This is a genomic window from Bacillus sp. THAF10 (assembly GCF_009363695.1).
Taxonomy (GTDB): domain Bacteria; phylum Bacillota; class Bacilli; order Bacillales; family Bacillaceae_I; genus Sutcliffiella_A.
Genome location: NZ_CP045403.1, coordinates 2,418,478 through 2,442,129, shown reverse-complemented (window position 1 = coordinate 2,442,129; position 23,652 = coordinate 2,418,478). Strand labels below are relative to the sequence as shown.

The 23,652-nt window shown below is 39.0% G+C and carries 37 protein-coding genes; 28 read left to right on the top strand and 9 right to left on the bottom strand.

Annotation, left to right across the window (positions count from 1 at the left end):
• Nucleotides 1-17: 17 nt before the first annotated feature.
• Together proC and FIU87_RS21255 are read right to left on the bottom strand one after the other, a co-directional pair.
• The gene (gene proC, locus FIU87_RS12835) at nucleotides 18-857 is read right to left on the bottom strand and encodes a pyrroline-5-carboxylate reductase (protein ID WP_152444955.1); all 840 of its coding nucleotides are present in this window, start codon (nucleotides 855-857) and stop codon (nucleotides 18-20) included.
• Between the two features lie 141 nt (nucleotides 858-998).
• The gene (locus FIU87_RS21255; protein WP_216647470.1) at nucleotides 999-1,241 is read right to left on the bottom strand and encodes a hypothetical protein; all 243 of its coding nucleotides are present in this window, start codon (nucleotides 1,239-1,241) and stop codon (nucleotides 999-1,001) included.
• Between the two features lie 130 nt (nucleotides 1,242-1,371).
• Here FIU87_RS21255 and FIU87_RS12830 point away from each other — a divergent pair, with 130 nt between their 5' ends.
• The 4 genes from FIU87_RS12830 to FIU87_RS12815 all read left to right on the top strand — a co-directional run bounded on the left by FIU87_RS12830 (nucleotide 1,372) and on the right by FIU87_RS12815 (nucleotide 4,171).
• Nucleotides 1,372-1,560, top strand: a complete 189-nt coding sequence (locus tag FIU87_RS12830; RefSeq protein ID WP_152444954.1) for a hypothetical protein — start codon at nucleotides 1,372-1,374, stop codon at nucleotides 1,558-1,560.
• 187 nt (nucleotides 1,561-1,747) lie between these two features.
• Nucleotides 1,748-2,728 (top strand): MBL fold metallo-hydrolase, encoded by a 981-nt coding sequence (locus FIU87_RS12825; RefSeq protein WP_152444953.1) that lies wholly within the window; start codon nucleotides 1,748-1,750, stop codon nucleotides 2,726-2,728.
• Nucleotides 2,725-3,516 carry an SDR family NAD(P)-dependent oxidoreductase gene (locus FIU87_RS12820; protein ID WP_152444952.1) on the top strand — a complete coding sequence of 264 codons (792 nt, stop codon included), beginning with the start codon at nucleotides 2,725-2,727 and terminating at the stop codon, nucleotides 3,514-3,516. Before FIU87_RS12825 ends, FIU87_RS12820 begins: the two co-directional genes overlap by 4 nt.
• Before the next feature lie 58 nt (nucleotides 3,517-3,574).
• Nucleotides 3,575-4,171 (top strand): DUF3221 domain-containing protein, encoded by a 597-nt coding sequence (locus tag FIU87_RS12815; protein WP_152444951.1) that lies wholly within the window; start codon nucleotides 3,575-3,577, stop codon nucleotides 4,169-4,171.
• A gap of 327 nt (nucleotides 4,172-4,498) precedes the next feature.
• On the opposite strand, the gene FIU87_RS12810 is transcribed toward FIU87_RS12815, so the two are convergent.
• Complete coding sequence (locus FIU87_RS12810) at nucleotides 4,499-4,996, bottom strand: hypothetical protein (RefSeq protein ID WP_152444950.1); 498 nt, start codon at nucleotides 4,994-4,996, stop codon at nucleotides 4,499-4,501.
• 57 nt (nucleotides 4,997-5,053) lie between these two features.
• Nucleotides 5,054-5,212, bottom strand: coding sequence for a YqzH family protein (locus FIU87_RS12805; protein WP_301538627.1), 159 nt, complete (start codon nucleotides 5,210-5,212; stop codon nucleotides 5,054-5,056).
• Between the two features lie 204 nt (nucleotides 5,213-5,416).
• Between FIU87_RS12805 and FIU87_RS12800 the strand changes: the two genes are divergently transcribed.
• Both FIU87_RS12800 and FIU87_RS12795 read left to right on the top strand, forming a co-directional pair.
• Nucleotides 5,417-6,658, top strand: coding sequence for a Y-family DNA polymerase (locus tag FIU87_RS12800; RefSeq protein ID WP_152446555.1), 1,242 nt, complete (start codon nucleotides 5,417-5,419; stop codon nucleotides 6,656-6,658).
• A 13-nt stretch (nucleotides 6,659-6,671) separates the two neighbouring features.
• Nucleotides 6,672-6,995: a YolD-like family protein gene (locus tag FIU87_RS12795; protein WP_152444949.1), complete on the top strand. Its 324-nt coding sequence runs from the start codon at nucleotides 6,672-6,674 to the stop codon at nucleotides 6,993-6,995.
• 9 nt (nucleotides 6,996-7,004) lie between these two features.
• On the opposite strand, the gene FIU87_RS12790 is transcribed toward FIU87_RS12795, so the two are convergent.
• On the bottom strand, nucleotides 7,005-7,778 hold the full coding sequence (locus tag FIU87_RS12790) for a serine hydrolase (RefSeq protein WP_152446554.1): 774 nt from the start codon (nucleotides 7,776-7,778) through the stop codon (nucleotides 7,005-7,007).
• Nucleotides 7,779-7,871: 93 nt separating this feature from the next.
• Between FIU87_RS12790 and FIU87_RS12785 the strand changes: the two genes are divergently transcribed.
• From FIU87_RS12785 to FIU87_RS12720, 14 genes are all read left to right on the top strand, one after another.
• Nucleotides 7,872-8,387, top strand: a complete 516-nt coding sequence (locus FIU87_RS12785; protein WP_152444948.1) for a GNAT family N-acetyltransferase — start codon at nucleotides 7,872-7,874, stop codon at nucleotides 8,385-8,387.
• Nucleotides 8,388-8,454: 67 nt separating this feature from the next.
• Complete coding sequence (locus FIU87_RS12780) at nucleotides 8,455-8,823, top strand: hypothetical protein (RefSeq protein WP_152444947.1); 369 nt, start codon at nucleotides 8,455-8,457, stop codon at nucleotides 8,821-8,823.
• A gap of 3 nt (nucleotides 8,824-8,826) precedes the next feature.
• Entirely contained in the window at nucleotides 8,827-9,549 is a 723-nt protein-coding gene (locus FIU87_RS12775; RefSeq protein ID WP_152444946.1) for a hypothetical protein, read from the top strand.
• A 105-nt stretch (nucleotides 9,550-9,654) separates the two neighbouring features.
• Nucleotides 9,655-9,960: a hypothetical protein gene (locus FIU87_RS21250; RefSeq protein WP_216647468.1), complete on the top strand. Its 306-nt coding sequence runs from the start codon at nucleotides 9,655-9,657 to the stop codon at nucleotides 9,958-9,960.
• Between the two features lie 96 nt (nucleotides 9,961-10,056).
• Nucleotides 10,057-10,626 carry a Type 1 glutamine amidotransferase-like domain-containing protein gene (locus FIU87_RS12765; protein WP_216647466.1) on the top strand — a complete coding sequence of 190 codons (570 nt, stop codon included), beginning with the start codon at nucleotides 10,057-10,059 and terminating at the stop codon, nucleotides 10,624-10,626.
• Nucleotides 10,627-10,630: 4 nt separating this feature from the next.
• A complete protein-coding gene (locus FIU87_RS12760) occupies nucleotides 10,631-11,089 on the top strand; it encodes an NUDIX hydrolase (RefSeq protein WP_152444944.1) in 459 nt (152 codons plus the stop codon).
• Nucleotides 11,090-11,092: 3 nt separating this feature from the next.
• Nucleotides 11,093-11,497 carry a hypothetical protein gene (locus FIU87_RS12755; RefSeq protein WP_152444943.1) on the top strand — a complete coding sequence of 135 codons (405 nt, stop codon included), beginning with the start codon at nucleotides 11,093-11,095 and terminating at the stop codon, nucleotides 11,495-11,497.
• 84 nt (nucleotides 11,498-11,581) lie between these two features.
• Complete coding sequence (locus tag FIU87_RS12750) at nucleotides 11,582-11,884, top strand: cupin (protein ID WP_367643890.1); 303 nt, start codon at nucleotides 11,582-11,584, stop codon at nucleotides 11,882-11,884.
• 3 nt (nucleotides 11,885-11,887) lie between these two features.
• On the top strand, nucleotides 11,888-12,775 hold the full coding sequence (locus FIU87_RS12745) for a hypothetical protein (protein ID WP_152444941.1): 888 nt from the start codon (nucleotides 11,888-11,890) through the stop codon (nucleotides 12,773-12,775).
• 3 nt (nucleotides 12,776-12,778) lie between these two features.
• On the top strand, nucleotides 12,779-13,240 hold the full coding sequence (locus tag FIU87_RS12740) for a GNAT family N-acetyltransferase (protein WP_152444940.1): 462 nt from the start codon (nucleotides 12,779-12,781) through the stop codon (nucleotides 13,238-13,240).
• 22 nt (nucleotides 13,241-13,262) lie between these two features.
• Nucleotides 13,263-13,970 carry a class I SAM-dependent methyltransferase gene (locus tag FIU87_RS12735; protein ID WP_152444939.1) on the top strand — a complete coding sequence of 236 codons (708 nt, stop codon included), beginning with the start codon at nucleotides 13,263-13,265 and terminating at the stop codon, nucleotides 13,968-13,970.
• A gap of 3 nt (nucleotides 13,971-13,973) precedes the next feature.
• The gene (locus FIU87_RS12730) at nucleotides 13,974-14,435 is read left to right on the top strand and encodes a GNAT family N-acetyltransferase (RefSeq protein ID WP_152444938.1); all 462 of its coding nucleotides are present in this window, start codon (nucleotides 13,974-13,976) and stop codon (nucleotides 14,433-14,435) included.
• 32 nt (nucleotides 14,436-14,467) lie between these two features.
• Nucleotides 14,468-15,592: a DUF4085 family protein gene (locus FIU87_RS12725; protein WP_152444937.1), complete on the top strand. Its 1,125-nt coding sequence runs from the start codon at nucleotides 14,468-14,470 to the stop codon at nucleotides 15,590-15,592.
• Nucleotides 15,593-15,616: 24 nt separating this feature from the next.
• Nucleotides 15,617-16,027 (top strand): DUF4275 family protein, encoded by a 411-nt coding sequence (locus tag FIU87_RS12720; RefSeq protein WP_152446553.1) that lies wholly within the window; start codon nucleotides 15,617-15,619, stop codon nucleotides 16,025-16,027.
• Between the two features lie 95 nt (nucleotides 16,028-16,122).
• Here the strand turns inward: FIU87_RS12720 and FIU87_RS12715 are convergent, their stop codons facing one another.
• Nucleotides 16,123-16,680: a sugar O-acetyltransferase gene (locus FIU87_RS12715; RefSeq protein WP_152444936.1), complete on the bottom strand. Its 558-nt coding sequence runs from the start codon at nucleotides 16,678-16,680 to the stop codon at nucleotides 16,123-16,125.
• A gap of 148 nt (nucleotides 16,681-16,828) precedes the next feature.
• Here FIU87_RS12715 and FIU87_RS12710 point away from each other — a divergent pair, with 148 nt between their 5' ends.
• The 4 genes from FIU87_RS12710 to FIU87_RS12695 all read left to right on the top strand — a co-directional run bounded on the left by FIU87_RS12710 (nucleotide 16,829) and on the right by FIU87_RS12695 (nucleotide 18,732).
• Complete coding sequence (locus tag FIU87_RS12710) at nucleotides 16,829-17,233, top strand: DUF4181 domain-containing protein (RefSeq protein WP_152444935.1); 405 nt, start codon at nucleotides 16,829-16,831, stop codon at nucleotides 17,231-17,233.
• 9 nt (nucleotides 17,234-17,242) lie between these two features.
• Nucleotides 17,243-17,701, top strand: coding sequence for an NUDIX hydrolase (locus FIU87_RS12705; RefSeq protein WP_253905409.1), 459 nt, complete (start codon nucleotides 17,243-17,245; stop codon nucleotides 17,699-17,701).
• A gap of 129 nt (nucleotides 17,702-17,830) precedes the next feature.
• Complete coding sequence (locus FIU87_RS12700) at nucleotides 17,831-18,301, top strand: GyrI-like domain-containing protein (protein ID WP_253905587.1); 471 nt, start codon at nucleotides 17,831-17,833, stop codon at nucleotides 18,299-18,301.
• 20 nt (nucleotides 18,302-18,321) lie between these two features.
• Nucleotides 18,322-18,732: a VOC family protein gene (locus tag FIU87_RS12695; protein ID WP_152444933.1), complete on the top strand. Its 411-nt coding sequence runs from the start codon at nucleotides 18,322-18,324 to the stop codon at nucleotides 18,730-18,732.
• 71 nt (nucleotides 18,733-18,803) lie between these two features.
• Here the strand turns inward: FIU87_RS12695 and FIU87_RS12690 are convergent, their stop codons facing one another.
• Nucleotides 18,804-19,046: an HPr family phosphocarrier protein gene (locus FIU87_RS12690; RefSeq protein WP_152444932.1), complete on the bottom strand. Its 243-nt coding sequence runs from the start codon at nucleotides 19,044-19,046 to the stop codon at nucleotides 18,804-18,806.
• 104 nt (nucleotides 19,047-19,150) lie between these two features.
• On the opposite strand from FIU87_RS12690, the gene FIU87_RS12685 reads away from it, so the two are divergent.
• On the top strand, nucleotides 19,151-19,984 hold the full coding sequence (locus tag FIU87_RS12685) for an SPL family radical SAM protein (protein ID WP_152444931.1): 834 nt from the start codon (nucleotides 19,151-19,153) through the stop codon (nucleotides 19,982-19,984).
• On the opposite strand, the gene FIU87_RS12680 is transcribed toward FIU87_RS12685, so the two are convergent.
• Both FIU87_RS12680 and FIU87_RS12675 read right to left on the bottom strand, forming a co-directional pair.
• Entirely contained in the window at nucleotides 19,969-20,511 is a 543-nt protein-coding gene (locus tag FIU87_RS12680; RefSeq protein WP_172971053.1) for a hypothetical protein, read from the bottom strand. The two genes, FIU87_RS12685 and FIU87_RS12680, sit on opposite strands and share 16 nt — an antisense overlap.
• Nucleotides 20,508-20,996, bottom strand: coding sequence for a hypothetical protein (locus FIU87_RS12675; RefSeq protein WP_172971052.1), 489 nt, complete (start codon nucleotides 20,994-20,996; stop codon nucleotides 20,508-20,510). The genes FIU87_RS12680 and FIU87_RS12675 overlap by 4 nt, the downstream gene beginning before the upstream one ends.
• A gap of 171 nt (nucleotides 20,997-21,167) precedes the next feature.
• Between FIU87_RS12675 and FIU87_RS12670 the strand changes: the two genes are divergently transcribed.
• The 3 genes from FIU87_RS12670 to FIU87_RS12660 all read left to right on the top strand — a co-directional run bounded on the left by FIU87_RS12670 (nucleotide 21,168) and on the right by FIU87_RS12660 (nucleotide 23,628).
• Nucleotides 21,168-21,734: a GNAT family N-acetyltransferase gene (locus FIU87_RS12670; protein WP_152444928.1), complete on the top strand. Its 567-nt coding sequence runs from the start codon at nucleotides 21,168-21,170 to the stop codon at nucleotides 21,732-21,734.
• Nucleotides 21,735-21,938: 204 nt separating this feature from the next.
• A complete protein-coding gene (locus FIU87_RS12665) occupies nucleotides 21,939-22,556 on the top strand; it encodes an HAD family hydrolase (protein WP_152444927.1) in 618 nt (205 codons plus the stop codon).
• A gap of 199 nt (nucleotides 22,557-22,755) precedes the next feature.
• Complete coding sequence (locus tag FIU87_RS12660; protein ID WP_152444926.1) at nucleotides 22,756-23,628, top strand: DMT family transporter; 873 nt, start codon at nucleotides 22,756-22,758, stop codon at nucleotides 23,626-23,628.
• Nucleotides 23,629-23,652 lie beyond the last annotated feature (24 nt).

The window sequence follows — 23,652 nt, the reverse complement described above, 5'->3', positions numbered from 1 at the left end:
GGCTGATGTTTGACACGTTATTTAGAAGTCTTTTCCTTTAACCTCTCCGCCATTTCTTCGCCCATTTCGCGGGAGCGTTCCGTTGCGCCGGCGATGCAGGTTTCAAACGCTTCAGAAACGTGAAGCTCTTTTAGGACGCCAATCCCACGATGCGTGGTGCCACCAGGGCTAGTAACCTCTTTTCGCAAAACGTCAGCGTTTTTGTTGGATTCCTGCAGCATATGAGCCGCTCCAATCAGCGTTTGACTTACCAGCTGCTTAGCAACCTCTCGATCAAGTCCTTGAGCAAGCGCTGCTCTCTCCATTGCTTCTGCCACGAAATATACATAAGCAGGACCGCTTCCAGATACTCCGGTTACTGCATGAAGCTGGTTCTCTTCCACAATCGTGCAAAGTCCAATCGCAGAAAAAAGGGATTGCACGAGGGTGAGATCCTCCTCGTTTGCATAGCGTCCTTTAGCTATCGCGGTTGCAGAAAGCCCGATGGCTGCTGATGTGTTTGGCATCGAGCGGATCACTCGCAAGTTTTTTTCAAACAAATCCTCAATCACACTGCTTGAAATGCCTGCGAGCACCGAAACAATCAATTGATCCTCTTGTACATATTCTTTGATCGCCTGGATTCCGTCCTTAGCATCTTTTGGTTTCATTGCGAGAAAAATGACATCTGCCTTTTTTGTCGTTTCTTGTTTATTTTCGGTTGTTTGAATTCCATATTTCTCTTTTAATTGCTTGAGGCGTGCCTGGTCTTGTTTATTGGTTACAACGATGCTACCTGGTGTACAAATTTCTTTCTTTAATAATCCGCTCATAATTGCCTCTGCCATCGATCCTGCGCCAATAAATGCTATTTTCATTTTTGTGCACGCTCCTTTTTTAAAATAATAAGCTGTTTTTGAAAACTTTGGTGCTACTGCGTATAGTTAAGCCGCACGTAATTTACGTTGCTGTCATGCTTTTTTTCTTAGAGGGAGTTTTATACATGTGGCAACTTTTCTTCATAATGATTGGAAAAATAACAATCTTTTAGAAAAGAGCCAAATAAAAAGACCTATCTGTCCTATATGTAAGGACGGATAGGTCTTAATCCGCGGTACCACCTTGGTTGGTTGAAAATTCAACCCAGCTCTCAATCCCGTATCGTGGGAGAGACGATCAGGTTTTCCTGATTGTTCCTGGGTAGGTTCAAAAGTGCAGGGGATGAGGAAGCCTTCCAGCCGGTGAGCTTCCATCTCTTTCATTCTAACGCTTTTTACTGGTCCCATTCGTCACGTTCTCATTTTTAATTTTTATCATTATGCAACGGAAAGGATGAGAAAGTCAAGGGGAAAAATGTCATAGTGTAAAAATGGGCGGATTAATGGAAATTAGATGGTAGAGATGGAAGATGATGAATGGAGGTATCTAGTTGGTGATGGTAGCATGGTGGAGACTCTCGCGGGAATAAAGCGACAAGGTGGAGACCCAACAAGTGAAGCCGAGGAGGCTCCACATCGCCCCTCAGGACGCATAGCCATTGGAGAAAATCAACAGCGGTGTTGGACAAAGCCATTAACATAAAAGCTTTTTTGATAAGACGTTATTTCACTAAAATACAACTGGATAAATTTTATAGTTATTGAGGAATAAGGGTTTCTTTTTTTCTTTAATTAGTGCATTCTAATAGTAGATGGAGTTACATATAATTTTAATATCTATTATTTCGTTATAATTTTATTGCACATTTCTTACATAAAAGGGGATTACGATGAACGAGGTTTCTTGTAAGCAAGAGATAAAGCAAATTACTATCCCGACGCCATTTGCGGTTGGGGACGTACATACGTATATCATTATTACCGACAAAATAACACTGGTGGATGCTGGTGTGAAAACACATCATGCATGGGAAGTGTTCCAACAGGAGCTGCAAAAGCACGGGTTGAAGGTCTTGGATATTGATCAAGTTGTTATTACGCATCATCACCCAGATCATGTTGGGCTTTTGGACTACTTACCAGTCAACATTCCTGTTTATGGACATAAACGTGCACACCTTTGGATGACGCAAGATCAGCGATATTTTTCCGCACACGAGTCGTATTACAAAAAGCTCTTTAAAGAAATCGGTGTGGAGGAGCGTTTCTATCCTCTATTGAATTCCATAGATAAACCACTACGCTTTGCCTGTCACCGTGGATTAACTGCGTTTATTGGGGAGGGAGACCGAATAGAGGGTCTTCCGAATTGGCGTATTATTGAAACCCCTGGTCACGCCAGCAGCCATATCGTGCTTTTTGATGAAAAAAGCGGCATACTGATCGGCGGAGATTTAATTCTTGCCGATATCTCGCCAAATCCGCTCGTAGAACCACCTTATCCTGGTGAGGCAGAACGAAAGAAGGCGATGCTTGAGTACGTCCAATCCATTGAAAAAATGATGGAGTTACCGATTACTCGAGTGCTTCCAGGGCACGGAGAAATCGTGGGGGATGTCCCAGCACTTCTTTCAACACGCATGCTCCAGCAAGAAAAGAGAGCACGTAAAGTGGTGGAGTTTGTGTCAAAACAGCCAAGCACTGCCTATGAAATTTGTCAGTTCCTTTTCAAGTCCGTCTATGAAAAGCAACTCCTTTTAACACTGTCTGAAACCATCGGACAGCTAGACTACCTTTTAGACAAAGGCTTAATTACAGAGGATAATGACACTACACCTTTTGTCTATCAAGCAGGGGTGAGAGAAGAATGACTAAGTTAAATGGTAAACATATTGTGATTACAGGCGCGTCTGGCGGTATTGGAAAAGCGCTTGCTTTTGAGGTGGCCAAACGCGGCGCAATACCAATACTTTTAGCTCGCTCTTTAGATAAATTAGCACAGGTTGCCTCTGATATTGAAAAAGAATACGGAATAAAGGTGCGGTTTTATCAGCTGGACGTCCGCAATAATGCTGACATTGAACGGACCTTCCAATTGCTGTTGAAGGAAATTCCAACTGTCGATGTGCTCGTGAATAACGCCGGCTATGGAAAATTTGATGATGTTATTGATTTATCATTAGATGACATGAGTGGCATGTTTGAGGTAAATGTGTACGGCCTAATCTCGTGCACGAAAATGGTACTACCTGCGATGCTAAAGCAAAACAGCGGTCATATCATCAATGTCGCGTCTCAGGCTGGAAAAATTGCCACACCAAAATCCAGTGTGTATGCCGCCACCAAGCATGCCGTTCTAGGCTTTACAAACAGTATGCGCATGGAGCTTCATGATTCGAATATCCAGGTAACCTCCATAAACCCTGGACCAATCCGGACAGAGTTTTTCCAAATTGCAGACTCCACTGGTAGCTATCAGAAAAAGGTAGATAAATGGATGCTGGAGCCGGAATTCGTTGCTTCCAAAATTGCCGATGCCATGTTTACGAAAAAACGTGAGATTAACCTGCCCGGCTGGATGAACATGGCGAGCACGCTGTATCAGCTGTTTCCTGGTGTTATCGAAAAGGTTGGCGGAAAAGCTTTTCGACAAAAATAAGGCTAGGTGTGTAACCTTTTTTAGGACTTCTCGTCAAATCTGACAAGAGGTGAGAAAAATGAAAAAAATTAAGCTTGTTAGTGTGTTAGCCTGCTTCCTTCTTTTGTTCGGCTGCGGAACAGCTGGCGGAAATAACAACAATGGAAGCACAGGATCGAACGGACCGAACAACGAGCAGCCTGATGATGAGCCAGTAAATGACGACGTAGAAGCAGTAGAGGATTTAACAGGTTACATTGTATCTATAGCAAACGAAGGTAATGTTCGCATTCTTGTGACAGGACAACTCCCTAACAACGGAGGCTCCGGCCAGTCCGCAACCATGTACACATTAGAAGAAAGCACCACGGTAGAAAATTCTAATGGTGACGCGATGGAGGCTGGTGACCTAACAGTTGGGATGAAAGTGACAGTCTGGAATTCCGGAGTCGTCGCAGAATCCTTCCCAGCACAATCCGGTGCCATCAAGGTCGTGGTGGACGCAAAACAAGACGAGCATGAACAACAAGCTGTCGCCAAAGCCCTAGAGGAAGTAGAAAGCGGCATGCCGTGGCATGTAGAGGATGTATCTGCAGAACAAGACCACAAATACAAGGTAACCCTTAAGAATCTGCTGGATGATAGTGAACCAGTAGAGATAGAAGTGCAACTATAAAAGTACCGTATGTCCCCACAACTATCTTGTGGGGATTTTTGTGTTTTTGGGGATGCTTAAGATAGTCTTTGGAGGGAACAGAAAAACCTTAGATGCATTTTTGAAAAGCTTTTGAGCAAATTGGGGGAGGTTGCGAGGTTATTGTGATACCTTTCGAGCTAAATGCGGAACCTTTGGAGATATTGGACCTTTGGATGGCTCTATTCATCAAAAAAACCTCTCAAGATCCAAAAGTGATGAATAGAGAGGGTTCATACATCAACTAACCCAGCCCAAGAGCTGCATTGTAACCCGCGCCGAGGCTGCTCTGACTCGTTCGTCAGCAAATTATATCTCGTACTCCCCAGCCGTATCCTCTAGACCGCGACGGTTCTTAACCTTTTCCCAGCCCCACTGAAACACATACATCAAAATAGATTTTGCCATGAAAGTCATATAAAACTGATAGCGTTTCATTTTTTTCATCGCAGCTATGCCCATATACTCTATGAAGGACACTAAAGGATAAACAAAGATAGCATCAATAACAGCATTCAATAAAATGTATTGATGGAACTTCCCATAGGTAAGACGCAAAATCCATAGGGAACCTGCGAAAAAAGGACCGATAATAAAAGCGAAATTGCTAATAAAGTAAGGAGGGATTTTTTTGTAAACCGCCCACCAATTATATTTTTTCGCAAACAATCCTTCAATGGCAATAAAAATAGAAATGAATAAGGTTGAAGGTAAAAAGCGTTTTATTTGCTTCCAGCCCAAGAATGGAAGCGTTAGAATGGACATGAACACCATGATCCATAAAAGTAATTCAGAATGTTTTTTCATAGGAATTCCCCCACGCAGTTTGCTTTTTATGTTTAGGTTGCGTAGTGAGGTCCTTTTTTATAAGGAGTATTTTAAATGCACATCTGTTGCGTCTTCCTCTGCCATCACACGCTCCACATCCTCAACCAGTTTGTCATACTCTTCCTCACTCAAGGGAATAGATTCCAAGTCGTGCTGGTACTGTATAAAGCAATTACGAATCATTTTTTTTACCAAGCTTTTTTTCCACTTTGCTCACCTCATTCTGCCTCTCATTATAAAGCTTTTTCACACACAAAAAAGAAGATTGTCGAAAAATGTAGTGAAAATTACCATTGAAACCGAACGTATATTCGCTTATCATTAGGTATATACTACTAATGCGAACATATATTCTGTTTTAGAGAGGTGTAATGGTTCGTGGATATAGACTACAGCAAGATGCCTAACAACAAGATTTTATGTGTAGATATGAAAAGCTTTTACGCCAGCTGCTCGGCTGTCATGATGGGGCTGGACCCGCTTACCTGTTACCTTGCGGTGGTGGGGAACACGGAGCGGCAGGGGAGTGTCGTGCTTGCAGCGTCTCCGATGCTAAAGAAGGACTTTGGCATTAAAACAGGATCGCGCTGCTTTGAAATCCCAAAGGACGAACGCATTCATATTGTGAACCCTAAGATGGCAACATATCTACGCATTTCCACTGAAATTACCCGACTTTTTAATCGTTATGTACCGAAGAGTGCCATCCATACCTACAGTGTAGACGAGAGCTTTTTACAAGTGGACGGGGTGGAGACGCTTTGGGGAGATGCCACTACGATTGCTTACAAAATTAAAGAGGACATGGAGCGTGAATTTCAGCTTCCATGTGCGATTGGAATTGGCCCGAACATGCTGATGTCAAAGCTTTGTCTTGATTTAGAGGCAAAAAAGAAGGGCGTGGCGGAGTGGACCTATGAAGATGTGAAAAGAAAGCTTTGGCCGCTTTCCCCGTTAAGTGAAATGTGGGGAATTGGCTCCAGAGTAGAAAAAACCTTAAATAGAATGGGAATTTTTAATGTCGGCCAGCTCGCGAGCTACCCATTGGAGCTTTTAGAAAAAAAATTCGGCATAATGGGCAATCAGCTCTATCACCATGCTTGGGGAGTTGATTTATCGGAGCTTGGTGCACCCATCATCCAAGGGCAAATCAGCTTTGGAAAAAGCCAGATTTTATTGCGTGACTACCCAGATCCAAAAGAGGTGAAGCACGTTATTTTAGAAATTTGCGAGGAGGTTGCCAGAAGAACTCGTCATCATCGTAAGGCCGGACGCACCGTCAGCCTAGGTATTGGCTATAGCCGTGACGAGCTTGGCGGCGGCTTTTATCGCTCCCGAACAATGGAGCGGGCTACTAATATCACGATGGATTTGTACCGCACATGTCTCGAGCTTTTTGAAGAAAACTATCAGGGAAAAACAGTTCGGAAAATTGCTATTTCTCTCTCCAACATTGTGGAGGACGATGAAATGCAACTCAATCTCTTTGAGTTAGAGCAACCGAAAAAGCGTGACCTTGGCTATGTGATGGACACCATCCGCGGAAAATACGGCTCCAATGCGCTATTGCGTGCCGTCTCCTACACAAATGCCGGCACAGCTGTCTACAGAAGCAGGCTAGTCGGTGGACATAAAGCATAAAGGAGTGTCAAAAATGATACGAGACCGAGGAACCATTAAATGGACGTCCATGATGCTGCCAGAGCACGTCAAGCTCTTGCGCGACTGGACGAAAGAAGATACGTATGAAACCAAACCAGAGCTTGATGAGCAGCGCCTAGAAGAATTAAACGACCTATTTTGTGATGCGATGGAAACAGGACGGGAAGTCACCATCACCTATTTTGAAAAACGAAGATACCACCTCTTTGTAGGGGCAGTGCACCACCTTGATCCCCTCAACGAGCGCCTGCACGTTGTCGACAAATTCGGCGATGCCGGGTGGCTACGAGTAAAGGACATTTTGGATATTTCCTAGCATAGGCTATTACGGACGGGAGGTGCACCCGTCCAAACTTTCAAGATACAGCAGCTTCATTGCCTCGCAAATTTTATGATCAGCCTCTTGATTGTGAGTGCGGTTTGGCAAATCAATCGCTCCTAATGCATAAACAAAGGGATTCTCATGAAACTCTCCAATAATCCCAATATTTACTATCACATTCTCCAATCCACCTGTCATATGATTCAAATGAAAAGCCACAATACCCTCCACACTGCCTTGCTGGCGAACAAGTCCATTCATCAGAGGCAACCATAAAAACGGCCGATTTTGATAGGCTTTGAAGAGAGAAACCATTAATTCAAGTAATTCATTCAACTGTCCTTGATTTCGTTCATCTCTGGGATTAACAGTAACGAAAATACTAGGAAAAAATGATTGAATGGTGTGATTGACCTTATCCCAACCACCACAAAAATCGACTAACCTGCTAGCAACGAGACTGTCATGACAAGCAATCATCACTTCTACCGCATCGCGTAAAGCTAGAGTACTTCGATGCTGAAAATGGGGGTAAAGCTCCTTGCTATCTTCATTAGGATTGAAACTTATATTTTCCACCGCATCATCCCAAGAAAAAAGCTTTTCCTCTACCCACTTTGTAATACAAAATCCGATTGCCACCTTTGCTGATGACGCTAAAGGAACGACCATTTCCCGATTTAACGACAGAATCTTAGTTTGAGCTTGGTTTGAAAAGACTTCCATACCTACTTTGCCCTCTTTAATTTCCTGCAGTTTTTCTAATACATTATTCATCATGCTCACCTACATTTTTTTATAGAACAAGAAAATTTATGCTAAAATAGTAGAATATTGTAAAAATTTTAACATATACAAGAGGAGATAGATATGGAAATTTCCTTAAAACTTGCATCCTATGAAGACAAACCAATCCTTCAAAACCTCCTGCAACTCTACCGCTATGACAGCAGTGAATTTGACGGGCATGTGCTAAATCGTCATGGCCTGTATAACTACAAATACTTAGATCATCAATGGACAGAGGACTACCGCCGTCCGTACATAGTCAAAGTTAATGGAGAGATTGCTGGATTTGCTTTACTAATCTTAGGTGTGCCAAAAGAATTCACAAAACTTAGCACCTACGAGAATACAAATGTCATCAGTGATTTTTTTATCATGAAAAAATACCGTCATAAAGGTGTGGGCAAGACAGTGGCAGTTTCTCTTTTTGAACAGTTTCCAGGAGTATGGGAGATCAAACAAACATGTGAAAATAAGGCTGCCTATCAGTTCTGGAAGAAGGTAATATCGGACTATACAGAAGATGCAATCATACATGACGAGCTTTTGGAAAATAAGAAGTGGAATGGGCCAGTGATTGTTTTTAGAAGTGGGGAATAGCTTATTCCTATATTATTGGTAATAATGTTTTTGTTTTATATCGACGGCAATAGGTTTACAGCGAAAAGTGCTTTATAAAAGTAGTATCGCGACTTATTATCCATTTAATTCAGATGATCTTCAACTGATAGGTGGTTTGAGTTTTAAATCTGATAATAATGCAGGGACCACCGTCTTTAGTGTGGTTTCCAATACAGAAAAAGTAGGATACATAGAACTTAGTTTAGATGAAAAGTTTCAAAGAAAAGAGATAAACAAGGGGGAGAGAGTTACGTTCATATTCCCCTATAGTGAGCAAATTGACTTTCTAAATCCAACGGCATTTGATGAGGAAGGAAATGCGCTTTATTATTTTGGATATCCAAAGGGAGAAACTGTATTAAAACATGAAGATTTTAGGTGGCACAAAATTGAAGATGATAACTCAGGAGGATAAAACATGCCACAAACCGCACTAATTACCGTTACACACGACCCGTATGGTAGAAACATAAAGCTATTTCAAGAACTTCAAAGAACACTAGAGGATCTGTACTCGGAACTTTTCATCACCATAAGTGACCAATCCTCACAAGAACTAACGACCGCTTTGGAAGACAGTAAGTTTCAAACAAAACAGATTCCTAAATCAGGAGCTGCGAACGCACGGAGAGAAGCAGTGAAATTTGGACTAACCGGCCACAGTCCGCACTTTCATTATTGTGATTTTGATAGATTGCTAACATGGATAAAGCATCATAAGGAAGAATTAAAAAATTTGCTACATACAGAATCCCCCTATCACTATGTAATCTTAGGAAGAACAGCTAGGGCATTCGCAGCTCATCCCATTGAATGGATTGAGACAGAAAGAATCACCAATAAAATTTGTTCTTTAGAGCTAGGAAAAGAAGTGGATATTACCGCTGGTTCTGCGCTGTTTTCAAAAGAAGCGGCACAATTGATTAATACATATTCCTCTGAAAAAATGACAGATGCAGAGTGGGCAATGATTGTACATAGAATAGCGAAGAAGGAAATAGGATATCAGGCTGTAGAGGGATTGGAATACCAAGAAGAGCTAAACAGTCCGAATAGAAAAATGAGTGATTCTGAAGCATGGTTAACGCGATTGAAGTTGAGTGTGCTTATTAGTGAAACGGCGATCAGGACGGGTAAATAAAGAGCAGGAGCTTTTTCCTTTTGAGAACTTGAAACTTTTGTAAAGTAAAACCGTAAATAAAATAACCCAATTCATTATTTTGGCTTGTAGCAAGGAGGTAGTCCAATGGCGGAAACAATTCTGTACTTCATACTAATGATTCCAGTATATGGGATTCTAATATGGACCTATTTTTGTCCAGAAGATAGCATGTCATGGGGACAGAGATGGATGTATCGTGAAGAACCGGAGTTTTCTGAAACGGCCATTGGCTACACAAAACTATTGTCGGTTATAGGCATTTTCTTTATTACATTTATTCTCGTAAGCCCATACCTTCACCACACCATTCGTTTAGTTTTGATTTTGGGGATGCTGGGCTATATCATATTCAGATTATTAAAATATCGAAAAAAAGTATTAGATGAATAACACAGGGGGATTTCAAGTGGGAAGATTATTTTTTTATTCAGATCAAATAATGGAGTCTCCAGGGAATAAAGGCTAGATGAAATTTTGTTTTCTAGTGTGACCACAGAAACATTGAAAATCGGCTACATCCCGTCAACAGAGGATAAAGACAAAAGTTATTTTCAAACGAAAGTCCAATATTATCGGAAATATGGGGTTAAAGACATAATTTTCTTTGACCTGTATCAGGAATTTCATAGTGAAAAAATAGAAGAGTTGTTGAGCTGTGATATTATTCACCTTTCTGCTGGAAATCCCATTGCATTTAGACAGGCATTAAGGGCGCGGCAAATGGAGCCAGTGCTAAAAAAATATTTCGAGCAAGGCGGAACCATTGTTGGAGTAAGTGGTGGTGCTGTCCAGCTTGGAAAATCAGCGCATTTATTTCAACTATTTTCAGAAGGTTCGGTGAAAGTGGAACTCAATACGCTTGGTCTCGTAGACTTCGAGTTTCTTCCTCACTATAATCGTTGGGATGATCAGTTTAAAGAGGCAGTGAAGACATTTTCAAAAACAACCAACACAAAGATTTATGCTGGTAACGATGGGGATGGACTGATAGTGGAGGATGGAAAAGTAACATTCATAGGTGATATTCGGGTTGTAAATAGTTCTCCAAGGGGATGAAAAAGTGAGTTATGTGATGGAATTAAGAAAAATGGTCGGTACAAGACCACTGCTTTTATCGGGAGCAGTTGTATTAATTTTAAACAGTAAGAATCAAGTGCTATTACAGCAAAGAGGAAATGGGAGTTGGACATTACCCGGCGGATTATTGGAAGTCGGTGAGAGTTTAGAAGAAACAGCAAGAAGAGAAATAAAAGAAGAAACTGGATTGGAAATAGAGAAATTGGAGCTATTAGACATATGCTCTGGACCGGATTATTATATGAAACTTAATAACGGGGATGAGTTTTATTCCGTCACCGCCGTTTATTTAGCTTATCAAGCAACAGGTTCGTTAGAAATCGACTATAGTGAATCAAAGGACATGAGATACTTTCATTTGAACGAATTACCAGCGGAGATGAATGAAGCGAACCGTCGATATCTAGATACATATTTCAGAAAACTAGAGAGAGGGAGATGAAAAATGAAGCGATTTCTATTTTATTTCTTATCTACTATAGTGATAGGGTTCATCTTTTTTCTAGGATATGAATACCTAGGTACAGTAAGTGAGGAAGCAAAAAGAACCTACAATATGACGCCATTAGTCATTCTATCTACTATTTTTCCAATTCTTATGGGGATGCTGCTTCGCTTACCAAAGCTAATCATGGAGATCAAAGAAAATAAGCAATGGACATTTGATTGGATAAAGCTTACCGCCATTGGAATTCCAGCGCTTTACATTGCAGTCATTCCTCTCGTGTATATAACGTTTGAAATAAATATGTGGCTGGCATCAGAAATTATGTTCACAAGTAATACCACATTGATAACCATGGCTGGAGTTGTATTTGGATACTTGCTATTGGATAGTTTAAAAAAATAGGAAGGTAAGGGAAACGACTTGCAAATATACAATTTTAATAAAGAATCAGTAAAAAATATAACGAAATTCAACTCTGACTTTGTAATGTCACATCTTGCGAATACCATGAAGAAAACACAAATTGGGTGTATGCATCTAGGCCAAAATGGAATAGTTGGCTATCATCAAGCAACTGTTCCACAATTACTCATTGTTGTTCAAGGGGAAGGCTGGGTAAGAGGAGAAGAGGATAAATACCGAAGGGTGACACAAGGAAACGCAGTATTATGGGCAAAGGATGAATGGCACGAAACCAAAACCGAACAAGGACTTACTGCAATTGTAATAGAAAGCGAGGAGCTTAATATCTCATCATTATTGTCACTTCGGGATAACTTAAATGAATAAAAAATGATAGAACCAACAATCATCCATTTAGAAAAGTGGATGCATACATATGTACCTGAAAAGGATTTGTTTTTCTTGAAGGATGAGGATTTAATTATTCTGAAAAAGCACTTAGAAACGGTGTTAATTGTGCCTAAAGAAGAATTTTTTGCACACGCTTCCTACAAACAAATTCAGCTTGTCAATAGTTATGAATACTGGAGAATTGCAAAAGAGGTGCAACAAGTGGTCGTTGCCCATCCAAGCTGGTATCCATCACTGCCAAAGCCAATAAAAAACAGTCTAAATTGTAGCCAGTTAGAAGTTAATAGAGGATTAATCCTCCCCCTATCCCTCATTATAAATAAGGAATACATACCAAAAGAAAATATTTTAGAAAGAAATAAAAAACCATTCATAGTCCTTCAAAGACAAATGTGGGAAGAACTTTCATATTCCATGAAAATTAACATAGTAGAAAAGCTTGCAGCCGAAAAGGATAGCTGGGAATGTTACGAGCTTCCAGCAGGAGCACCAGCACATCTCCGAAAGTATGCAAATACATTCCCTTTAGAGTCAGGTAGTAATTGCTTATCTGCGACACTGTTTGCGATCTCAGCTCAAGAATGGTTGATTCATGAATGGGTGCATCCGCAAACGTTTTTAGAAGGCTTAAAAAATGCTAACTATGTGATGCAAAATGACGTTGAAGAAGTATATGTAGGAGATGTTGTGGTTTGGAAGGATAGTAGCGAAAATATTCAGCATGCCTCCTACCATATAGGAGACCAGATGTACTTTAATAAAGATGGGCAAACATTCTTTAATCCATGGAAGATAGTGTCGTCTAGAGAAGTTAATGAAGAATGGAAAGATTTTAATAGAAGTATTTATAGAAAGATGGGTACTTAATATATGCAAATAAGACTAGCAAAAACTAAGGACATCTCACAGCTAATCAAAATGAGATGGGACTTTACGATTGAACATGATGAAAGCAAAAGAAGTGCGAGTTTTGCAGATTTTGAAAAGGAATGCCAAGCTTTTTTAGAGAAAGCAATCATTGGGAAGCAATGGTTTATCTGGGTGGTGGAGGCTGATGAGAAGATTGTTTCACACATTTATATCGAGCTCATTCAAAAAGTACCTCGACCAGGCAGGATAACATACCCGTTTGCTTATATGACGAACGTATACACCATTCCGGACTATAGAAACAAAGGTTTAGGAAGTCAGTTGCTTGAACGGATCCATCAATGGGTTAAAGAGAACAACTATGAGTTTGTTATTGTCTGGCCAAGTGAGGAATCTATAAATTACTATGTGAAAAACGGCTATATTCGTTGTTCTGAGCCGATGGAATATTATCCGTCCTAAACACATGTGAACAAAGGGGATTATGATGAAGACAATTTCGACTAATGAAGACCTGTTAGAATTGCTAGATGAACTTTTAAAGGAGAACACTAGTTTTGACTGGGATAGTTTTTATATAGATAGGGAGAAGAAGGTTCCCTTTTTTGCCAATCATCCTGATGAAAATGTAGTGGCATATTTTGAACAGGGTTATTTTCTAGAAAGACAAAAAGTTCTGGAGTTAGGCTGTGGTCCAGGAAGAAATGCCATCTACTTTGCTGAAAAAGGCTGTGAGGTTGATGCGGTAGATGCATCCGCTGAAGCGTTAAAATGGGCAATGGAACGGGCAGATGAAAACAATGTGAACGTAAATTTTATTATGGAAAATCTGTTCAAGCTATCAATTGCTGAAGGAAGCTATGATGTTGTGTACGATTCAGGCTGCTTTCATCATATCGCGCCACATAGAAGGGGAAATTACATTAACCTAATAAAGCGAGCATTAAAGCCAAACGGATACTTTGCACTAAATTGCTTTGCAGTGGGCGGGAAATATGGAGGAGCAGATTTAACAGATTTAGAGGTATATAGGCAGCGAAGCCTTCATGGTGGATTGGGCTTTACTGAGGAAAAATTAAGAACAATTTTCCATCAGTTTCAAGAGCTCGAAATCAGGAAAATGAGACTAACCGAAAACAAGGATATTTTTGCGTTAGATGGATTGTTGACAGCATTGTTCAAGAAGAGGTGAAAAATGAGTCTCCTAGTGAATGAGTTTACGATTGAAAAATTATCCATCATTTATGAAGAACAAGCGAAAGCTTTGATTCTAAATGGGTTTCTAGACTACTTTAACGAGATTGATCATTCGTTAAATCCTGATGTGTACAGGTTGATGGATACATACTCTAAGCCGAAGCATGTGTTTTTAGTAGGTATGGTTAATGGCAGTGTTGTTAGTACAGGTGGCTTGCTAAAAGAAGGTCATAACTGTGGCCGTATTGTAAGAATGTCAGTTGCTCGTCATGTTCGACGCGCTGGATATGCATCAAAAATGCTGACAGCCCTTGAATTAGAAGCAAAGCGTTTTGAGATGAACATGCTATTGATTGAAACAAATGCGGAATGGGTAGGGCCAATCCGTCTCTATGAAAGATTTGGCTATGCCATTAAAGGATATGAAAATGGGCTAGTGCACTTTATAAAGCATTTATAAAATTGAATGAAATTTAACATGCAGGTGATCTTATGTGGAATATAACAAAAGAAGCAAAAGAAAGATTTGAAAAATGCACTCTACTCCCAATTCGAGAGTCTGCCGAAGAATGGGAACGCGCCTTGGAGGATGCAAAAGAAGAAGGGGAAGACCTATTAGCTGACTTAAAAGAAGAACTAGAAGAAGCAAGGGAGGAATTGTTGCAAAATCTCCCGTCGCAGTTTATATCATATGTAGAAGATGGTACTTTAAATCAACCAACACTGCCAAAGCAAGTCAGAGAAAATTATTTGCATTGGGTAGGAGAAGAAACAAAAAAATTTGAGCGGGTATTAGATGCTGCTGCAGAGCAAACCCAACACGCACTTACCAATCTAGAAACTTCTGTGCAAGAAGTTTTTGAAGAAAGCCTGCACGATGCAACGATTCAATGCTTGAAGCGAAAGGATAATTCGCTTCAAATTGATATCAATACAGATGGTGGTTTCTCCTCAAAAGCACTCATTCAGTTTACTTTTGAGGATATCATAAAGGAAGAGTTTGATGAGCCACTGCAAGTCGATCAATGGTTTATTTATTATGAGTTGCAAAAGGTAAGAGAGGGTTTTGCATTTCGTGTATTATTTGAATGTCCGAAAGCAGAATGGACCATTGTAGCAAAGAATATAAAAGCGGAGTATTTTTATCGTCCTGCCACCTACCAAAAGTTAAAAGATGAAAACAAGTTAGAAGAGACAACTCTTGAAGAATATCTGAAAACATTAAATCCAGACTTTGACTATTGGCTGATAACGCCTGATGTGAAATTGCCAATCCAATTAAATGATATTAAACAACTTAATAGAGAGAGCAATCCTTTTCATTTTATCTACACAAATGTATATGAAGACCCTTATGCCTATTTAGCAGAACCAATTGCTAAGGAAGATTTGGAGGCGACAGCTCTTAGTAGCGAGTTAGAGTTGCAGGTTAGGGCATGGAATACCATGTATGAAAATCCGATAGAACATGCTGACATTATTAACAGAGTTTTATCTAAAATAGTAAAAACAGAACAAAATGAGATGCTGTTATACGTGTATGTTAACCATTTTTATAAAGAAGGAATATTAATTGAAGCGGTAATTGAAAAATATCAAGATGATCTCAATTGCTAAAGGGTAAGAAGTGAAATGAAAATTATGAGAAACAGACAAATAAAGAAAATTGAAATACCTAAATGGGGAAATTATTTACGTGCTAGATGGCGTGAATGTTTTGCAAGCCATCTTTCAATTGAAGAGCAAAAAGCGATTTGGATGGATAATTTTCTGTGGCACTTATGTAGTTGGAAAAAGGTAAAATGCCTTGAGAAAGAAGAAGCAGTAAAAGCATTTCTAAATCAACCCAAGCATAAATGCACAATTTTTTATCAATTCATTGACGATGCGTACCTTCTTGAAAATGCTGATACTCTTTCAATCGAGGAACTACCATTTATCGAAAGCCACATGCACTTTAGTGATATGTATGTAATGGATTGGAATAATAAATGGACATTTATTATGACGCATGAAAAAGAATGTGGCCCATATTTTATTCGGAGGGATTAATTTTTTTAAACAAACACTCGCTTTCCAAAGAGGATAGGCGAGTGTTTGTTTAAACCAATATAACAACAACCATAGCGTAGTTCATACAGGATTTTTTACTCTATTACTTTAATTATTCTTGCTGGATTTCCACCAACAACCACGTTTTCAGGAACATCTTTAGTGACAACTGCACCTGAGGCAATAACCGCATTGTCCCCAATCGTTACACCGGGATTAATAATGGCACCGCCACCAATCCAAACATTATTGCCAATCGTAACTGGAATCGCATATTCTCTGCCTGAATTTCGCTCATTTGGATTCAATGGGTGGGTGGCAGTATAGATATGAACACCTGGTGCAAGCATACAGTTGTCCCCAAACCGGACCTCACAAACGTCTAAAATCGTACAATCGAAGTTAGCGAAAAAATTCTCACCAACATGGGTGTTATAGCCATAATCAAAGCGGATGTTAGGCTCCATTTTCACGATGTCACCTGTAGAACCTAATAATTCCTTTAAAAGCTGCAACCGTTTTTCTCCTTCTTCATCAGCGGTTTGATTAAAAGTTCTTACTAGGTTTCGAGCATGCTGCCTATCTCTCACTAACTCCAAATCTTCCGGACTATACATTTCCCCAGCGAGCATTTTTTCTTTTTCACTTTTCATATCAACTACACCTCAACACTTGTGATTGTTTGTCTAATGCTAACTCTATCCTAAAACAAATAAAAAATAAAATTTTCAAAATATTGAAACATTCATTAGGATGTTCCGTATACCTATAGAGGTGATATTTTCAAGGGGGTGCCCGTAGATGCTATTAAAGTTTGGCCTGTTTGTAATGACGGTTATGGTAATAATTTATCTTTCAAGATTCATCTTAAGTAAAACACTAAACATAAGGAAAGAGAAAAAAGGCCCTATCTTCTCCTATAATCACATAAACAAACTTCATGGCAAAATTGACTGGGGTATGAGGATTGCTTTTATCATTATTTATCCCTTCCTTTCTTACCATTTTATTTACGATAATCTGTCCTTAGGAAGATTCATCTTAGTATTGGTAATCTATATTGTACTGGACTATTCGGTACGCGCGTTTTTTGAATGGAAGTACTCTGAAAATCCAAAGCAATCTATCATCACAGTCGTAGAAATGCTAATTATCGTATTTTCTACCGCTATTGTGTTTCAATTTTACATAGTAAATATTTCTTAATAGAAGGTCGTGAACAGCTTGATTCGAAAGGCAGTAGGAGCCATTGTTACTTATAGAGACAAATTTCTAGTGGTCCATAAGAAGAAGATAAATGCCGGCGCTAAAAAAGAATCAATCAAGAGTGAATGTGATTTTGTCAAAGGGGGAGTCGAACCAACAGATTCTAGTCTGGAACAGGCAATGTTAAGAGAATTAGCGGAGGAAACAGGATCGTCTAATTTTCGACTTATCAAGAGATTCAACGAGAAAATCTGTTTTGATTTCCCCGTACATATCCAACAAAAAATCGGTTTTACCAATCAAGAAACCACGATGTTTCACTTTGCATACATTGGGGAGATCGCCACCCTAAAACCAATGGATGAAGAAATTAGCGACATTACGTTTTTAAATGAAGAAGAATTGCTGAAAACTCTCACCCATGAAGATACACGAGAGTTCTTTATCAATAATTTTGACTTTTGTTAGATTTTCAGTTCCAGATGCATCTCTATAAATGGAGGTGCTGAAAGGAGTACATATCTATGTCAGGTTCTTCAGTTAATCTAAGAGAAAATCCTTTACTAATAGGTGAGGTTGGAGGGAATCAAGTTGACAGTGAAATTGATACAAGACGAGAACGTTATAAATCTTGAAGAGCTTAAGTTAGTAGGCTTCAGAGTGTTATGTGCAGAAGATCAATACGCAAAAGAAATTCCTAAAACATCGATGATATTAACGAACCGTCAGAATGAAATTAAAAACGTGATCAATAAAGAAATCCAATATGGTGCATTTATAGTAGATACCCACGCAGAAAGCGAAGATGGATACTGGGTAGCTGTTGCAGTGGATAAGTTTGAGAATATTCCAGATGGAATGGTAACACTCAGGATTCCTCCACAGAGATACGCAACTGCAACGTACCACGGCTCTAATAAAGGTATTTTTGAGGCTTATGAACAACTACATAAATGGACTTTCGAGCAAGGTTTTAATAGATTAAGAGATAAATGGCATCTTGAGATGTACAAATCTTGGCAGGACCAGGCTAACCTTGAAGTAGAATTATTGGATACGATTGAATAAGAAAGTGGGGAAACAGTCTAATGGAGGAAAAATTATGGAGAGTAGGTACAACTTATATACCCGTCAACAATGTAGAAAAGTCAACAGAGTGGTATGTAAAGAAACTGGGTGCTGAGTTGAGTTTTCAAAATAAGGATAAAGCAATAGTAAATATAGCAGATCAAAGTATTTTTCTCGTAAGGGCTGCTGAAAACCAAAGCTCTAACTTTATAGACATTCATGGGTATGAGCACTTTGCTCTAACTTTTGAAGTGAATGGATTAAATGCCTTAGAAAAAATCCATGATGAGTTTATACAGAAGGGTATTAGAGTCGGTGAGATTGAAGACAGAGGTCATACTGGAAGTAACTTCGTATTTGAAGATCTTGACGGAAATAAATTTGATGTGTGGAGTGAGCTGAGTCCAGCTTTTAAGGAGAAACACTTCTAAAAATTTTCACACTAATTTGCTGAAGTTAAAATGAAAAATCCTGAAGAATTCTTCAGGACTTTTCGTTATGGCTATTCTTTTTTCTCAAAATATCCAAGTGCAAGAATCGCCTCAAATACTTCCTCTCCATCATCAGATGTCACTTCCACTACCTGTCCAGGCTGTAGAGCTAGGGCTAATACGCCTAGTAAACTTTTCGCATCCACTACCCAGTGTTCTTTTTTGAACAAAACTGTACCAGAATATGAACTAATAGTGTTCACAAGATTGCTCGCTGATTCAGCAAAGATAGGCTTTAAAACCGTAAGTACCATATGTACCATCTCCCTTGATAAATGTGATACTTTAAGTATAGAGAAAAAGGGGAAATCAACAAGGGGAAAATATTGATATCAATTGGAGAGAGGAGGCAAGCAAGTTGGATATTAACGAAAAAACACCACAAAGGCTGCTAACAAAAGCAAGTGGTTTTCTTGAAGGCTATACCCACACACTAAATCCATACATTGGCTGTGCCTTTGGCTGCTCCTATTGTTATGTCAGACAAAGTCCAGTTGGCTTGTTTCGGAAGCAGGAATGGGGAACCTGGGTGGATATTAAAAGAAACGCGCAGGACAAACTTGCAAAAGAATTGAAGCTTCTAAGAAAAAAAGGTCAGCAAATTAAAATCTTCATGTCCTCCAGTACCGACCCATATCAACCAGTTGAACACAAGGAAGAAATTACGAGAGCTTTATTGGAGGTAATGGTAGAGGAGCAACCAGATTTTCTAATGGTGCAGACGAGAAGTCCCCTAGTGACAAGGGATATGGATCTTTTGAAAAAGTTGGGGAAAAACGTCCTCGTAAGTATGACAATTGAAACGGATGTAGAAGATGTCCGCAAGCGATTTTCTCCTGCTGCCCCACCCATACCGGCAAGAATAGCGGCAGTAAAATCCTTGTATGAGAATGGTGTGCCAACACAAGTAGCCATCGCACCAGCCCTGCCTTTTTCTGATCGTTTTGCACAAAAGCTTAAAGGAATCGTGGACAGGGTCTGTGTGGATGACTTTACTGGAGATGGCAGTGGTGGCAAAAGGTCGGAGCGGTTGAATGTTCATGAAAAATATGAAGAAGGTGAAAAAACTTTATGGCTGAAGAAAAATGTCCAGCAATTGGTCTATGAAAAAATGTGCGAGGTCTTTCCTAAAGAAAAGGTGGTAAAAAGTCCTGAGGGATTTTTTCCTCCGCAGCCTCATTCACACCTATAGGTTTGTCTTAAACAATGAAGGTAGTGGTGAACTTTATGAAAGTAGACAGTATTAAATATCATGATGCATGTATAAAAGATAAAAGAGTGAAAAAGTTTCCATTCTTTATATTGAAATAAGTTAAACCATTCAACTGAAACCCACTCTAGTGTAGTTAAAAGAGAAGCAAAAGCAATGATAAAAACTACTGAATTAGGTTTAAGAAGCGCATAAAGTTGTAATCCAATAATGATAGTTGTAGGATAAACACCTGCCTGTAAAATAATATCGAATAACTCACCATGAGCTTTATCTACAGTATCATAAAAATCAAAAGGTGGCTCAGCAAAAAGAGAGTCACCTGCCACTGATAAAAGGAAATTAAAGAGATAAAATGCAATATATTCGGTTTTAAGTAGAGGATTTTTTCTTTTGTGTATAATATACAAACAAAATAAAACGATCAGAGTAATACTGAGGGTATAGATTTCATTTTTATCAAAGGAACTTGGGAGTATAGGTTTCATTATTTCTATAAAAACATTCATGATAGTATCTTTTCCTTCCTTAATATATTCTTCAACTCTTCAAGAAAGAAAATACTAATTGAAATGATCACCATGCCGAAAAACATATCAATGGAAGGATACCAACTATTACTTTTTGATTGAAAAACACCTAATAAAAGATATATTTTTTCTGCAACCACAACAAATGTAATCCACGTAAAGATGGATATAAGTTTTTTTAATTCTGTAGTTTTTGAAACATAAACATACAAAATCCAAATTAAAAGGATAGGGAGAATTAATCCATAGTGAAGTTTTATGGATAGAACAGCCCACCAGCCTTTACTTGCACTTAAGCGGTCATAAGGGGAAAAAAGCTTAAAATATGTAAATTGACATATTGAGGATGTGAAGAGAAACAGAAGAAAGAGCTCAAAACGATGAAAGTGATTTAAACACCATTTTAATGTGAAAACAAGCATAATAGAAAGGAAGAGAACCGTAAAAAAAGTTGGTATTAGCATAATCAACACTCTCAAGTAAGTATTTAGAGCTAGCCTATAAATTTATTTTGTTCCTTGTATAGATTTTGATACAAGTATTAACAAATTTTATCTAAGTTGTTAGTAATAGCCTTGCATTTTATCTTCTACATCCTTGGAATTAGTAATATAGAAAGAAAAAAGGTGATTCTCATGTTTAAAACAATACTCAACAGTACGACCTATCTCCAATTATTAGAAAGAAAACATGCAGATGAATTGTTTTATTTAATAGATGGCAGCAAAGAAAGCATAGGAAAATGGCTATCCTTTCCAACCAGAACAGAAGGGGTGGAGGACTGCACTACATTTATTGAGAAATCACTACAACGTTATGCTAAGAATAATGGCTACTGGGCAGGCATCTGGCACGAAGGAAGATTAGTGGGCTCCATCGGTTATCTGTACATAGATTCTGATGCAAAAAAGACGGAAATAGGGTATTGGTTAGGAAAAGAATACGAAGGTAAAGGTTTAGCTACTATTGCGGTAAGGGCGATGATCACGAATGCATTTAGGAATCTTCATCTGGAAAAAGTGGAGATAAACGTGGCTAGCCAAAACTGGAAGAGTCAAAGGATTCCGAAACAACTTGGCTTTAAAGAAGAAGGTGTCATTCGTAATTATGAATACTTAAACGGAGAATACCTTGACAGGGTAGTGTATGGGTTGCTAAGGCATGAATGGAAAATACGGGAGATGTCTTCAGAATCAAGTTAAGGACAAAAATGAGTGTCCAAATGAAAAGCTAGGTTTCGGACAATAATGAGCGCCCGAGTTTAAAAGAGGTCTTGAGAAGAGAGATTTCGGACAAAAATTGTCTTCCATATTGGAAAGAGGTCTTGAAAGCAAATTATTCGTAAAAAAAGAAGACTATGCACAAATATCACGAATTCCAAAAAAAATGACCAGGAGGATACACAGATGGACAGCATTATTTTCGATTTAGACGGAACGTTATGGGACTCTCGCGAAACGGTATTAGTCGCTTGGAACAAAATTTTAAAAAATCACAAGCAAGTGGATAGAGAATTAACCAGTGAGGATTTTAAAGCAACAATGGGGTTACAGATGCCTGAAATAGGGAAACGCTTTTTCCCGGATCTAGATGAGTCCACTCGCAACCAGCTTTTGAACGAATGTGGAAGTGCTGAGCAAGTGCTTTTAGAAGCAAAAGGCGGCCAGCTATACGACGGCGTGGAAGAGGTATTAAAGAGTTTATCAGAAAAGTACAAGCTTTTCATCGTAAGCAACTGTCAGGAAGGCTATATTGAAGCCTTTTACAAATATCATCAGCTTGACAAGCATTTTATTGATTTTGAAAATCCGGGAAGAACTGGGCTGTCAAAGGGGGAAAATATCAAGCTTGTTATAGAGAGAAATCAATTAAAAAGTCCAGTTTATGTAGGAGATACGCTCGGAGATCAAGAGGCTGCAAAGGCGGCTGGAATTCCTTTTGTATATGCCTGCTATGGCTTTGGAGAAGCTTCAGAATATGACTATAAAATAAAAAAACTGGAAGATTTATTAATAATCTTTTGATTTTAATGCACTAGCCCTACTTAGAAGGGCTAGTGCATTTTTTATATTGACGGGTCAAACAGAAAAGAGTATAGTAAAACCTGCAAATAGTAAAGGTTACGATTTGATTGGTGATTCTAGGGAGAGGACACCTTGTCACGCGCTATAAATCGTAATCACTACGATTATTAACAAAGCCGCTGTCAAAGAAGGAGGTAGCATGAATAAAGGAATTTTGTTAGCGATTGTATCTTCTCTAACGTTTAGTATCATGAATGTGTTTGTAAAGGCGGCAAGTGAAACGATACCAGTTTCAGAAATTGTTTTTTTTAGAAGCTTTATTGGCGTTTGCCTTATTTTTCTGTTAATGAGGAAGGCCAAAGTAGCTTTTTCAAAAAAAGGGATTCCAATGTTAATTCTCCGTGGTGCATTGGGTGCTTTATATTTACTCGCATACTTCTTCACCATTGCACATATTTCCTTGGGTGATGCCAGCATCTTGGCACACTTGTCCCCTTTCTTTGCGATTTTTCTTTCAGGATATTTTTTAAAAGAGAAGATGAATTTGCGAATGTTTAAGCTATTTCCGTTGTTCATTTTAGGGGCGGTATTGATTGTGAATCCGTTTAGTTTTCATTCCTATTCGGTGTTTGCATTAGTCGGGATTCTAAGTGCCTTTTTAGCGGCTTGTGCTTCGACCTCCATTCGCTATTTAAGTAAAAGTCATCATCAATATGAAATTGTTTTTTATTTTCTTGCAGCTGGAGCACTTGTGTCATTACCCCTAATGTGGAATGAATATGTGATTCCTACACCTATTGGGTGGTTTTATTTAGTTTGTATTGGGGTCGTATCCTTATTGGGGCAGCTTGTTCTGACAAGTGCCTTTACCCATGAAAACATCATGGTGGTAGAAATTGTACGATACATAGGCATCTTTTTTAATGTGATGTGGGGATTTGTTATTTGGGGAGAGACCTTAAGCCTGCTTACTTTGCTAGGTGGTGCACTGATTATCGGTGCGTCAATTGCGCTCTCTAGAGATAGAATGCCAAAAGCAACGATAGTCCCATTCGTTGTAAAAACAAAATAATAGATTGATAAGGAGAGAAAGTAA